This window comes from Paraburkholderia youngii, from assembly GCF_013366925.1.
Lineage (GTDB): Bacteria > Pseudomonadota > Gammaproteobacteria > Burkholderiales > Burkholderiaceae > Paraburkholderia > Paraburkholderia youngii.
The window spans coordinates 101,128-114,104 of record NZ_JAALDK010000003.1 but is presented as its reverse complement, the minus strand read 5'-3'; the positions used below and the strand labels follow the sequence as shown (position 1 = coordinate 114,104).

Below are 12,977 nucleotides of genomic sequence, written 5' to 3'. Positions count from 1 at the left end.
GCTGCATCCATCTTTTTCGATTAACCCTGGCGGGGATTCATCCCCTCCGGGATACACTCCGCCGATCTTCTGTGGAGTGTCATCATGTTTGGTCTTTATCCCGCCGGCGCCCAATGGGTCCGGCATTTCACTGCCAACCGCCCGCCGCGCGAGATCCAGAAGGTCCTCACCGACCACGCGGGTTATCGCGCGAGCATCTTTCATCTTCCCTTTGGAGAACATCGCGGCGCTGTCATTGCCCAGTCGGACCGCTTCCTGATCCTTACTGCTGCCGTCAATGCGGCAACGGCGGATCTGGCCGTTGTGCCCGACGTGCAGTTGCAAAACCTGCTGTGGTCGTTCAACACGGGCTATGCAAACCAGTGGGGCTCACGTGAGCTGCTCGCGCTCACGGACGTCGACAACTGGGACGCGCTTATCCGGCGTACCAGCGCGGCCTATGCCGCCGTCTGCAGGACCGTTAGCGAAGTCGTCGACGGGTCGCTGGAAAAGAAGGCGGCGGAAGAGCTCGCTCGAGTGGCCGTTCAGGCGGCTACAAACGCTGCTAAACCGCCTGCCCACGTGCCTGATCCGATCGTTGGAAGGATGTTGTCCAACGACGATGATGCGCCGTGGCTGCCATCGGACTATCTGTACGATGCGCCGCTTCAGGAGGTGCCGACATGCGCCCACTGAAACTGACGCTGACGGGCTTTATTGGTGTTCGTGACGGCATGAAGCGCGACACCGTCACGCTCGATCTCGAATCGCTTCCGGGAGGCCTCATCGCGTTGACCGGTCCGAACGGTGCGGGAAAGTCCACGATTATGGACAATCTGCATCCGTACCGGATCATGCCGTCGCGCGCCGCGAAAGTGTCGGTGGATGCGTTCTCTTACTGGGACCACGTCTACGGCGCGCACGCGCTCAAGGAGTTCGAATGGGAGCATGGCGGTGTGCGGTACCGCTCGTCATTCGCATTCCGCAAGCCCGGCAAGACGGGCAAGGCTGAGTACTACCTGGCCTGGCGCGACGCGGACGGAAACTGGCAGCCCATGCAGACAGGTGACGGTACTGTCTCTGATGGCAAGGCGGAGACCTATGACCTGTGTGTCGAGTCGGTGTGTGGCTCGCTGGAGTCGTTCTTTACCAGCGTCTTTTCTGCGCAGAACCGGCGTCCGCTCGCATCGTATGGTGCGACCGAGATCAAGGCACTGCTCGCGGAACTGCTGCATATCGATGACCTGCGCACGCTGTCGGCGAAAGCCGCCGACGTTGCGAAGGTGCTCGGTCGTGCGCTTGACTCCACGCAACAGCAACTCGTTGCGCTTGGATCCAAACGCGATCGCGTCGCGCAGATCGATCAGGCCATCGCTTCCGATGCACAGTCCGTCGCCTCGACTCGCGAGAGCCGGGAGACGCTGAACGCAAAGGTAGCCACCCTGACCGACCAGCGCGCCGTTCTCGCTGCAAGGCAGACTGCCAATGCCGGTGCGCAGGCCCGACTGAGGGAACTGGGCACGCGGCGAAGCCAGATTGCGGCGGCCATGCAGGTCCTTGTAACCGACGCACGCGCCGATGAACAACGCCTGAACCAGCGGCGCGCTTCGTTCCGCACGTCCATCGCGGAACACAACGCAGTGATTGCGCAACGTGAAGCGATTCTGGGCGCCGCCACGGCACGTGATACCGCTCAGGCACGTATCGCGGGCGAGGAGGCGCGTGTCGAGCCTATCCAGAGGGAGATTTCTGCCCTCGAAGAGAAGCAGCTTGCGCTGACGGCGGCAACTTCCCGTCTGAACGGTCTGGAGTCGGAAGGCACGTCGAAGATGACGCTCCTGAAGTCGCTGGAACAGCAGGCGAGTGTGATCAGTACCGTGCCCTGTGCCGGTCATGAGATGCATAACACCTGTCCTTTGCTTGCGCAGGCCCGTCAGGCGGACGTACAGGTTCAGGAGCACCGCATTTCGCTCACGAATCTGCGTGCGACGTTTCGCGCCAAACGCGATGAGGTCGCGCTGCTGACGCCTCAGGTGCAGCATCTTGCGGGGAGGCGGGCGGAGCTGAAGGCGGTCAATGATGCGATCGCGGCCGCGCGCCGTGACCTTCAGAAAGCTGTCGATCTAGCCGCACGCAAGCCGCTGCTCGATGCCGCAACCGAGGGTCTGGGCAAAGCCAGTGAAGAACTGGCCGCGCTCGAGACCGAGGAAGCCACGCTGCGTGCACGCCGCGAGGCGCAGCAGGCCCGTCTGTCGGAGGAAGCGAAGGAACTGGACGCGGAAGTCGCACGCCTCGGCGTCGACGACGTGACCGGTGCCATCGCCGATATCGACCAGCAGCTAACGCAGTGCCGCGAAGCCATCACCGCGGCCGATGCCCGGATCGAATCACTGATCCGCTCGCAGACGACGCGTGAGGTCGAGCGACAGTCGATCGCAAAGGAGCTTGCGGGATTCGACGCGACACAGTCGCGTGCGAACCGCATCTCCGATGAGATTGCCCAGTGGAAGCTGCTCGCGAGAGGCCTCGGCAACGAAGGCGTGATTGCATTGACGATCGACGATGCGGGCCCCGCCCTCACGAAGATGGTGAACGACCTGTTGCTCGCATGCTATGGCATGCGCTTCACGGTCGAGATCCAGACGCAGCGGGCGCTGGCGAGCGGTGAACTGCGCGAGGGGTTCGAAATCCTCGTGCATGACGCCGATCACGACAGCACCAAGGCAGTCACGGTGATGTCCGGTGGCCAGAAGGTCTGGATCAACGAGTGCCTGACACGCGGCATCGCCCTGTATCTGGCAAGCAATGCTGGCCAGCCCTACCAGACCCTGTTCAGCGACGAGTCCGATGGTCCGCTCGATCCGCAGCGCAAGCTGCAGTTCATGCGGATGAAGCGGGAAGTGCTGCGGCAGGGCGGGTACGAGCGGGAGTTTTTCATCTCGCAGACCCCCGATCTGGTTGCGGAAGCGGATGCAGTCATTGACGTCGAGGCGCTCGCTGCCTGAGCGCTGTCATTTCCTGTCATTTCTTCACCCTGTGGGGAACGTCCCCATAGGGGCGTTCCCTCGTCTTTTTTACAACGAGGAATCCCATGCAAAACGTGTTGTTGCTGCTCATCGCAGCAGGCAGTTCGTCGCTGTGCGCGTGCACGGCTCAACCTGTGGCACACGTTGAGCCGGCCAGGCCAGCACCGACGATCGTTGTCCGCAAGCCGCGAGGCGAGCCGGGCGACTTTGTTCTCTGCAAGGATGGTCGCGTCCTGGTCTTCCCGGCCGCGCATCCGCAAACCTGTTCCTGATCGCGCGAAGCCCCAGCCTCGAAAGAGCGTCGGGGCTTCGTACGCAAACATGGAGGTGCCCATGAAGAAGCAGATCGCAGCCGCAACCGTGATCGGGGCAATGCTCGCACTTGTATGCCTGCTCTGGGAACAGCAGTCGTTTGCTGCGCTTCACAGACATCCGACGCGCGTACCAGCCAATAGTCTGTCGCCATTCGACCGGCAACTTCGTCGCGCCTGACTGCCGCAATCAAATTTTCTTTACCCCGACCGGGCAGACCTCCCGGTTGGGGAGGTCTGCCCGGCATCCCCCAAGGAGCCGAAATTGACCTTCTCATGCAGTGATTTTCTAGATGATGTAATGCGCAGTCTCGTCCACTCACAGGCGATCACTGAGGCCGAAATTCCTGCCGATGACCCCGGCAAAGCCGCAGATGTTGCGACCGCGGCAATCGTGGCGATGCATCGTGCAGGCCTGTTCGCACGCTTCATGCGCGAGCTGCTGAACGCAGTGGAAACGTTAGGAGCGGTCGCTGAGGCCCACGGTGTCGACGCGCTGGTCTTCCTGTTCGATCTGCAGGCGGCGATTCTCAACGATACTTCTGTCGATGCGCACGCAGGCATCGACGGTCGCATCGTCGAGCTCGTATCTCAACTGCCGTCGGCCGCCGAATGGATGAAGCATATCCGGAAGGAAGGGCATGAGCTCGACACTCGCTTTGGGGCTACCGCTCTGCTGGAGAGCCGCAGAGTGCTGGAAAGCGGAGATTGTCGATCGCCGGACCATGAGTTCAAAAACTTCCACCGGCTGCTTTGCGAGCGCTTCGGGTACCCTCACGATGAGATTGACTGGAAACGCGATCAGCTTTCGCTGATCGAATGGATCGCGAATCGCCAGTCGACCCCGGTCAGTGTGCAGCCTGTTCCGACCATCCGGGTCAGAGCGGACGGCGACGCGAATTTCTATCATCTTCTGGACGGCGACGACTGGATTGCCGCCGTGCAGATGAATGGCAGGTTCACGGTGCCGATGCAGGAAGCCATGTTGCAGAAGTTTGCCGGGGTGTTGCGCAATCCATGCGGTCCTCACTTGGCGGACATGAACAATGCAGTTCCCGATCATGTCCGGGACCGGGTGAAATGGGCGCTGAGCCGGTTGCGTGAACATGAAGCCGCGCTTCAGGGAGTTCAGCTGGCACGCGGGAACGGCCATTTCCTGGCACTGGAACTGAAGGATCGGGAAGAGGCGATCAGGCACGCAATGGAAAGGATTGACGAATTTCGGGGCGTGGCTGCGAAAAATGGTGTGGATGCTGAAGCGTTTATCCATTCCATTGGCGGTCTTCCCGATCTGGAGAGGTTCGGATACCGGACCAGCTAACCGGTACTACCATGAAACCGCCCGTCGAGCGTCCCCGTCCTGGGGTCCGCCCGACGGGCATTTTTTTTGGTGCTCGCACAGTCGGCGCCGGATTTGCGGCTCGTCTTCGGTCGAAAGAGACCACTATTTCCGCATCTTTTCCCGTGGCCACGCCCGCGCACTGGAATTACCCTTTGTGAATCTTCTGCGCCACAGGCGCATCGACCGGCCCGCCTCGCGGGCTTCTTTTTCCCCTTGGGAGCTTCTCCCACCGGGGAAGGCTCCCGTCCTACTGGAGCCTTCATGAAAAGCACTCAACGCAGCGCCAATCGTTACCGTTCTGCTTCCTGGGAGCGGGTCTGCACAGCATCCACCCGGGTTCCCGCGGATTTTGGGCGTCACCTGCGTGACGTCGCCCGCCCGCTGCAGATCGCCTACCAATGTCTCATGTCCTCGTATGACGGTCATCCGGCCGGAATCGAGTGCCGTATCGAGGATCGCGAGTCGTGGGCTTTCGCACTTCCGGATGCGTCAGGCTCAAAGGCGTGGCGCATTCAGCAGTTCGACCTGGACGGGTTCATCGGTCATCTCTGCTTCGACTCCCTCAACGAGGCGATCGAAGAAATGCTCCGCATGGGCTACTGCGTGACCGATCCCGGAGCGCTCGATCGCATCGGAGCGACTGTCCGATGGGCACGGGGTGTACGCCGCGCAGCGCTCATGCAGAAGCATCAGGAAGGTCTCATCACGTACCGCCAGATGATCGACGAGATGTCTGCACTGCCTCACTGACCGTCCTTTCAACTCATTAACCCCTGTGGGAGCCGCTCCCGTAGGGGGCGGGCTCCATTAACCCGGAGCAATCATGTTTGACGAGATTCTTCAAAAGATGGAGGCGGCAATCGCCGTCCTCATGGGCCTGATCCGTGCCGGCCATCCGTTGTGCGGCACGGCCAGCGGCAAGGACTCGACTTGCGCGACGATTCTCATGCTCGAAGCCGTGCGCCGCGTCGCGGATGAAGGCCTCGCCCAACCCGCGCACTACATTTCATCGGCCAACACCACGATTGAAAACAGCAGTCTTGCGCGACATATCGAAACGATGCTGGAGGAGGTCGACAATCACGCGGCCGCATATGGGCTCGGCGTGACGACGCACATCGCCACGCCGTCGCTGGCGATGCAGTTTGTCGTTTCCACCATCGGCCGCGGCACCCTGGTGCGCACGGTCGAAAACGGCGTGCGTGCCGGCAAACGCACGAGAGCGTGCGCGACGGACTGGAAGCTCATCCCACAGGGGCGGTTGCGCGCGGCGCTCGAGCGCGATGCGACGGCCCGGGGCGACCGCGAGATCTGTACCGTTCTCGGCAATCGCATCGCTGAAAGCGCCTCGCGCGGCGTTGCCATGCTGGCCCGAGCGGAAAGCGCGATTGCGCCTACGCGTGACGCCAACGATGCACTGTCTATCTCACCGTTGCGCGACTGGTCGGTCGATGATGTCTGGCTGATGCTGACGATGTTTGCCGACGACGAGAAGCGTCCGTTTCCTTGTGCGTTTTCGGTGCGATCCATCGAAGGTCTGTCGGACCTGTACCGCGCCGGTAACGATGGCATGTGCGGAGTGGTTCTCGGCGAAAGTGGGCAGCGTACGGCGTGCGGTTCGCGATTCGGATGCGTGTTCTGCTGCGTCGTTGGCGATCGGGACAAGTCGCTGGAATCCATGATCCGGGAGCCGGAGCATGCGTACATGGCGGGCCTCAACGATTTCCGCAATTACCTGCTCGCGACACAGTGGGATCTGAAGCGCCGCGAGCTGGTGGGTCGGTCGCTGAGTTCTGCCGGATATGTGCGAGTGCAGCCCGATGTGCTGTCGTTCTGGGAGCGCATGAACCTGTTGCGCTACCTGCTCACGCTCGACGCGCTCGAAATTGAACGCGCCGAACAGCACGACGCGGATCTCGCGGCTGGTCTCATTCCTGATACGCCCGAGAACCGCGACCTCTGCGACGTGCAGTTCGAAATGATCACGCCGTCACAACTGGTCGCGATCGACTTCATGTTGTCCATGCACCACTACGCACCGCATGCGTTTCCAGCGGTATCAGCCTGGTACGAAGTCCACAGACTGGGGCGCCGATACCGCATCCCCAAAGTCGACACGTTTCCGAAGGTACCCATCACGAATCACGGATGGTTCCGCGTCGGACAGTTCGACGCGGAGGCGCCCGCCGAAGGTCTTCGGGATTTTGGCGCCGAGCAGTGGAATCGGTACCGGCATCCGGGTCGCGTGTCCACCTATGCGCAAACGACTGCTGGCGAACGCGTTGTGTATTTCGAACAAAGCGACCACCTCGACGTCGATGGCGAAAGAGCCTGTGAGTTCGTAACCTGCTCGTTTGATTACGAGTGGTATGCGCGCGTACAGGCCCACGCAGGGATCGAATCGGCGCGTTTCTGGCTCAACGAAACGATCCTGACACTGCCTACCGGGAAGTCCCAGCGATATCAGGAGATGGCAGTGCGCGGGCAGTATTTCGCGCGCCTCGCCGAGCGCCTGAACCTGACGCCGGCGGAAATGGATCAGTACCTGATCAGCCATGCGGTCAAGGAAGTGCAGCAGCTCGATCTCTTCTCGATGGCCGCGTGAGCGGCTCAAATCATTCACCCTTGCGGGGCTTGCCCCCGCAAGGGGCTGCTCCGCGCATCCATCTGGAGTAGCTTATGTACCTTGAAGCAGCTAAACCCGGCATGCCGGTTCGCCAGCGCAACGCTCATGTGGACGCAGGCCTGCTCGTCCGTGTCGGCATCCCGCACAGCGGCGGCCGACTCGCATACCACGCGTTCAATGAAGGCTACGCGGGCATGGTCTCCGCTTCTGCCTTCTGGAATCCGAAAACCGGGCGCTTCCGCATCCCTGAAGCGACAGACCTGACAGAGATGGATTTCGCTCTGGACAGTGCGGGATTCACCGCCATGCGGCTCTTTCAACTGAAAGGCCGGCAGCGCGGCATCGCTGGCGTCTATCCGTGGACGATGGAGCAATTCGTAGAACTCGCCGCGTTTTCCGGGGCGACGTGGGTCTCTCAGCCCGATTTATGCTGTGAGCCGGAGATTGCCGCGGATCAGGCTGCGATCGACTATCGCATCAACGCGACGGCGACGCTTCTCGAGGGAATGTTGCGTGTCGTCTATCCGTGACAGGATGAACTGTCGAAGACGATGAGCGCGGCCGCGGTCCAGAATGCCGTTCGCATCCCCGTAGGTGTGGTTCAAGGCTGGACGGTCGATGCGTTACAGACGCAGCATCGATCTCATGATGCAGGAGTGGGAGCGATGGATGCCATGGATCGCGCCCCCAGTCCTGATCGGCCTTGGGTCCGTCTGTCGACGGCACCTGACCGATCCCAAACATGGGCTATTCGCCATACTGGAGGGGCTGGAGGGGTATCTTCCAGCTCGGGCGCGCGTCCATTGCTTCGGCGTCAAGGGGCAGGCCTTATCGAGGGTCAAGATGTATCCTTGGGTGGCGAGTGTAGACTCGATGGCCGCCGACTATTCGGCGCGGGTGAAGGCCCGACAGGCTGGGATCTCTAGCACGATTGCGCACCGCGCAGCGGAAATGAATCGCTGGATGGCGGCCGCCTCACGGCGTGCTGCACCTGCAACTAGCGACCAGTTCCGTCTTGGCTTCAACCACTGAATGCCGCATCCGTTTTATCGACCCAGCCCGCGAGTTCTCACAAACCGCAGGCTTGTTTTTTTTGCGGGGGTCTCAGCACTTCGCGATTAACGATGCACGACCGCAGATCACGCGCGAATCAGTTCTGCTCAGTGCGAACTGGCTCGGTCATCGCAAGGCGCGCGCGATATCCTTTGGTACCGCGACCGGAGTGCTATGGCTTGTATGCACGCGCGTACGGCCCGCAAGCACGAATTCAGATCGGATCTTCACGCGCTGCGTGTAGAGTCCGCGGCCGGTCGTCACAGGGGTTGATTCATGCGGGTTTCTGCGCTCGATGTAGTCGTGGAAATCGACCTCGATAGGGAACATGACCTGCTTGTTGTCCTGAACCTTCAGCCTGACGCATTTGAGCGCCACGCCGCGCAAGTGGCTGTCGAGAATGGGGTTGAGGACGTGGTCACGAACGATGTACGAGGTCATCGCGCTTTGAAATGCCGGATTAAAGTGAAGCAAGTGAACAATCGCCAGACGCTCCGATGAAGCCGTGATGGCAACGCGAAACATCAGCGCGCATGGCTGTCCGGATTCATCTGGATACGCGATGTCAGCAAATTGCGTTTGATATGGCATGCGGACTCCGTTCGAAGGGTTACGCCGGTCTGATAAACCGGCGTAATCCACCCTACGGAGCTGTATGCAAAGTCAAGCCGCACCCGGCTCACTAATCGTGGCACGCAGGCGCGTGACAGTTCGGTGGCTCATGAGTCCAGCTGAACAAACCGTAGAGCCTTAAGCGTTGGGGGTTTCCGGCGGAAATCGTGTTGTTGGAATTGCAGAGATCTGGCATATTGCTGGGTATAGCCTGCAAATTCTGACGAGGTTTAGATGGGTCCGAAGGCGCCTGTAACGGAGAAGGATTTGTTCCGGCATCCACTGCGCGAACAGATCAATCTCAAGCATCCACTGGTACGGCTGGCCGAGCTGATCAATTGGGAGCGGCTCAGTGCATCGATGAGCGCGAGTTTCGTTTCGGGTAAAGGCAGACCTGCGAGTTCGCCTCGACTGATCGCTGGTCTGCTGTATCTGCAGCACGCCTTCGACCTCTCGGACGAGGATGTTGTGTGGCAATGGGTTGAGAACCCGTACTGGCAGGTTTTTACGGGCGAGACGTACTTGCAGGCCGAACCGCCGATCGATCCGTCCAGCCTCACGCGATGGCGCAAACGGTTGGGAGAAGCCGGTGTCGAGGAGTTGCTCGCCGAGACGATCGACGCGGCGAAGCGTGCCGGAGTGATCAAGGCGTCGAGCGCGAAACGCGTAATCGTTGATACGACCGTGATGCCCAAGGCGATCGCACATCCGACTGACTCGCGACTGCTGGAGCGCTGTCGTGAACACCTCGTGAAGGCCGCTGCGCGGCACGGCCTGAAACTGCGTCAGAACTACAACCGCGAAGCACCACGCCTGGCCACCCAGATCAGCCGCTACGCGCACGCGAAGCAGTACCGGCGGATGAGAAAGGCAGTGCGCACCCTGCGCTCGCGTGTCGGCCGCGTCATGCGCGATGTCGAACGGCAACTCGACACGGTGGTTGATAACAGGCGAGCTGAGCTGCAGGAACTGATTGCCCGCACGAAGCGAATCCTGACGCAGAAGACGAAGGACAAAAATAAGCTGTATGCGCTGCACGCGCCGGAAGTCGAGTGCCTGGCCAAGGGTAAGGCGCGCACGCCATACGAGTTTGGCGTCAAGGTGTCGATCACGACGACACACCGGGAAGGGCTGGTGGTGGGTGCCCGCTCGATGCCGGGCAATCCGTACGATGGACATACGCTGGAAGAAGCGCTGGAGCAGGCAGCGATTCTCAGCGATGTCAAACCTGAAATCGCGATCGTCGACCGTGGTTACCGGGGCGCTGAGCCAGACGGGGTGAAGGTCTACCATCCCGGCCTGCGACGCGGCATCACGCGCACGTTGCGCGCCATGATCCGGCGGCGCAGCGCGATTGAACCAGCGATCGGTCATATGAAGGCCGACGGCAAACTCGACCGGAACTGGCTCAAGGGCGCGCTCGGGGATGCGATCAACGCAGTGCTATGTGGTGCCGGCCACAACCTGCGCATGATCCTCAGAAAGCTGCGGCGTTTTTACGTCCTTGTACTTGTCGCATTGCTCAACCGCTCCGCGGCTTCCGCTTCGACACCATGAACGGCGTCGTCGCCGAAAACGAATTATTCAGACCCGACTCATGAGCCCAAGCATCCGGCTTGTGTCCTCGTTGCTCCGACTAGACAGCAGCCGTCTACGTGCGAAAGCGTTTCGCAGAATGCGAGGGCTCATGTCGAGCGCCGCAAATCCGATCTTTTCAAGCGCGTCGTTCACGATCACACCGAGAAGTACATCGTTGATCGCGTTATCACCGCCGGGTGCGGGGAATAGCAGAGCGTCGCCGTCAGACCTATGAGAGTTCGTCCATCGCTGAAGAGCTGCCAACGCAAAGGCGGGTATCGTCACGCGCCGTTCCTGTCGGGGGCCACGCTTTGGAACGTAGACGTTTGGCCTCACGTCATCGATGACTAGATGGCGCAGCTGAGTTTGACGCAGCTCGCCCGCCGATATACCAGTCCCCACCAACAGTGCAACGATCGCGCGGTTTCGCTGCATTCTCGGATCATCCGACGCTGACGGTGTGGTCCACGCCTGGAGTCGTAGGTCAGCGGCCGGATCAAGGAAGACTGGTCGCGGCTCGTTCTCGGGCAACGGTCGTAAGCGATCAATTCGGCAACGGGATTACTGGACCGCAACCCGATCTCAACGAGGTGACGGCACAAGTGATTGAGCATCTTGGCGTACCGCAGCCGCGTCGATGTGCCGGGCGCGATACGCCTATCCATCTCGTTGAAAAATGACTCAATGTGCGCGGCGTCGAAGGTGGCAATCGACGCACTTTGCCCCTTGATGTGCCGAAGAAAGCGGTCAAACATCGCGGCGTGTTGCACCCGCGAGCGGGCAGAGAACGGTTTGCGGTCGGCCCCGACTGCGTCGGTCTTCTGCCAGAGTCGATAGGTCTCCGAAGGTTCCGACAACCAGAGAAAGTTCGTGTCCATTTTGACCTTATATACTCAGGAATGACGAAATGTTGATTAAAGAGCCGCTCGGACTCGCGCAGTCCTTCTTCGGTAAAGATCACGGACTTCGTCTTGTTGACCGGGTCTTGGATCAAACCCCGTTCGTAGAGTCGGTTCAGCACATCCCAGTCGAAACCCTTCCATGCGCGGTATCGGTCATGCAGGTCAGGTAGAGAAGTGCCAGGGCGACTTCATCAATTGCGTCGGTGTTGATGTTCATGATGCTTCGCCCGCGGCCGTCCGGACCCGCATACAAAACCGTTCGAGACTGGCCAGAATTTCATCAGCCGACTTGCTCCAGGAAAACGGTTGTGGATTGGCGTTGTAGATATCCAGGTATTGATGGATCGCGTCTTCGAGTTGACGTGTCGAGCGATGCGTACCGCGTCGAAGGTATTTTTCAGTGAGCGAGGCGAACCAACGTTCGACCTGATTAAGCCACGACGCCGAGGTGGGCGTGAAGTGAACATGGAAGCGAGGATGTCGAGCGAACCAGGCTTTGATCGAGGGCGTTTTGTGCGTGCCATAGTTGTCCATCACCAGATGCACATCCAGGTGCGATGGCAAGCTGGCTTCGACGGTGCGCAGAAAGCGCACGAATTCGCTGCTGCGATGGCGCCGATGTACCTCGCCGATCACCTCGCCAGTAGCGATGTCCAGCGCCGCGAACAGCGTAGTCGTGCCGTGGCGCATGTAATCGTGCGTGCGTCGCTGCGGGATGCCGGGTGCCAACGGCAGCATGGGTTGCGTGCGATCGAGCGCCTGAATCTGGCTCTTCTCGTCCACGCACAACATCATGGCCTTAAGCGGCGGATCCAGGTAAAGCCCGACGATATCTCGCACCTTGTCGACGGACATCGGATCACTGGAGAGTTTGAACGTATCCTGCCGATGCGGCTGCAGACCAAAAGCACGCCAGATCCGTGTGACCGCCGTTTGCGACAATTTCATCTCACGAGCCATCGTGCGCGTGCTCCAGTGAGTCGCGCCGAGAGGTACGGACTCAAGCGTCTTTGCGATGACCGCATCGACGCGAGCGTCATCAATCGTCCTGGGCGCGCCGGGCCGAGGCGCATCAAGCAGTCCGTCCAGACGATGCATTACGAACCGCGCCCGCCACTTCGAGACCGTTTGCTGAGTGACCCTCTGTTTCGCCGCAACGCTCTTGTTGTCCAAGCCATCGGCACAGGCCAACACGATGCGCGCCCGCAATGCGAGGGCTTGTGCGGTCTTGCGTCGCATTGTCAGCGCTTGCAGTTCTTCGCGCTCCGATTCGCTCAGCACCAGTTCCCCTTTGGGTCGTCCGCTCATCCTTGCCCCCTCGCATCAAGTGCCACATAGAACACTTTAGTACGTGATCGGCATCATTCAATGAATTTGTAACTCAAGACACTAGAGGGCAGGGGCGGTCTCGCAACGCCGTACCTCGCATTTTCGGTTTTTGACGCCGCACGAGAATCAACTCTATATCGTTAATGCGAGCGTTTGTAACCGAAAGACGGTTGTTTCTATGCGTGATTGCGGCTTCTACTGGGCGACAGGTTCAGAGCA

The 12,977-nt window shown here is 60.3% G+C and carries 13 protein-coding genes and 1 pseudogene; 10 read left to right on the top strand and 4 right to left on the bottom strand.

Going from position 1 to position 12,977, the window contains the following annotated elements; all coding sequences use genetic code 11:
* Positions 1-84: 84 nt before the first annotated feature.
* From G5S42_RS39055 to G5S42_RS46070, 9 genes are all read left to right on the top strand, one after another.
* Positions 85-675, top strand: coding sequence for a hypothetical protein (locus G5S42_RS39055; protein WP_176112107.1), 591 nt, complete (start codon positions 85-87; stop codon positions 673-675).
* The gene (locus G5S42_RS39050; protein ID WP_176112106.1) at positions 663-2,984 is read left to right on the top strand and encodes an AAA family ATPase; all 2,322 of its coding nucleotides are present in this window, start codon (positions 663-665) and stop codon (positions 2,982-2,984) included. The genes G5S42_RS39055 and G5S42_RS39050 overlap by 13 nt, the downstream gene beginning before the upstream one ends.
* Before the next feature lie 86 nt (positions 2,985-3,070).
* A complete protein-coding gene (locus G5S42_RS39045; protein ID WP_176112105.1) occupies positions 3,071-3,277 on the top strand; it encodes a hypothetical protein in 207 nt (68 codons plus the stop codon).
* 61 nt (positions 3,278-3,338) lie between these two features.
* Positions 3,339-3,497, top strand: coding sequence for a hypothetical protein (locus tag G5S42_RS39040; protein WP_157646285.1), 159 nt, complete (start codon positions 3,339-3,341; stop codon positions 3,495-3,497).
* Positions 3,498-3,617: 120 nt separating this feature from the next.
* On the top strand, positions 3,618-4,637 hold the full coding sequence (locus G5S42_RS39035) for a hypothetical protein (protein WP_176112104.1): 1,020 nt from the start codon (positions 3,618-3,620) through the stop codon (positions 4,635-4,637).
* Positions 4,638-4,919: 282 nt separating this feature from the next.
* Positions 4,920-5,408 carry a hypothetical protein gene (locus G5S42_RS39030; RefSeq protein ID WP_176112103.1) on the top strand — a complete coding sequence of 163 codons (489 nt, stop codon included), beginning with the start codon at positions 4,920-4,922 and terminating at the stop codon, positions 5,406-5,408.
* A 73-nt stretch (positions 5,409-5,481) separates the two neighbouring features.
* Positions 5,482-7,263, top strand: coding sequence for an adenine nucleotide alpha hydrolase family protein (locus G5S42_RS39025; protein WP_176112102.1), 1,782 nt, complete (start codon positions 5,482-5,484; stop codon positions 7,261-7,263).
* 74 nt (positions 7,264-7,337) lie between these two features.
* On the top strand, positions 7,338-7,814 hold the full coding sequence (locus G5S42_RS44710; RefSeq protein WP_246392460.1) for a hypothetical protein: 477 nt from the start codon (positions 7,338-7,340) through the stop codon (positions 7,812-7,814).
* A gap of 88 nt (positions 7,815-7,902) precedes the next feature.
* On the top strand, positions 7,903-8,316 hold the full coding sequence (locus G5S42_RS46070; protein ID WP_446686558.1) for a deazapurine DNA modification protein DpdA family protein: 414 nt from the start codon (positions 7,903-7,905) through the stop codon (positions 8,314-8,316).
* A 147-nt stretch (positions 8,317-8,463) separates the two neighbouring features.
* Here G5S42_RS46070 and G5S42_RS39015 read toward each other — a convergent pair whose 3' ends face one another.
* Positions 8,464-8,928 (bottom strand): hypothetical protein, encoded by a 465-nt coding sequence (locus G5S42_RS39015; protein ID WP_176112101.1) that lies wholly within the window; start codon positions 8,926-8,928, stop codon positions 8,464-8,466.
* A 255-nt stretch (positions 8,929-9,183) separates the two neighbouring features.
* Here G5S42_RS39015 and G5S42_RS39010 point away from each other — a divergent pair, with 255 nt between their 5' ends.
* Positions 9,184-10,506, top strand: a complete 1,323-nt coding sequence (locus tag G5S42_RS39010; protein WP_176112100.1) for an IS5 family transposase — start codon at positions 9,184-9,186, stop codon at positions 10,504-10,506.
* Between the two features lie 368 nt (positions 10,507-10,874).
* On the opposite strand, the gene G5S42_RS44705 is transcribed toward G5S42_RS39010, so the two are convergent.
* From G5S42_RS44705 to G5S42_RS38995, 3 genes and pseudogenes are all read right to left on the bottom strand, one after another.
* Positions 10,875-11,405 carry a site-specific integrase gene (locus G5S42_RS44705; RefSeq protein WP_246392610.1) on the bottom strand — a complete coding sequence of 177 codons (531 nt, stop codon included), beginning with the start codon at positions 11,403-11,405 and terminating at the stop codon, positions 10,875-10,877.
* A 20-nt stretch (positions 11,406-11,425) separates the two neighbouring features.
* Positions 11,426-11,646 (bottom strand): annotated as a pseudogene (locus G5S42_RS39000) (DUF6429 family protein); the annotation flags it as partial.
* Entirely contained in the window at positions 11,643-12,737 is a 1,095-nt protein-coding gene (locus G5S42_RS38995; protein WP_176112099.1) for an IS630 family transposase, read from the bottom strand. The gene G5S42_RS38995 and the pseudogene G5S42_RS39000, both read right to left, overlap by 4 nt.
* Positions 12,738-12,977: the final 240 nt, after the last annotated feature.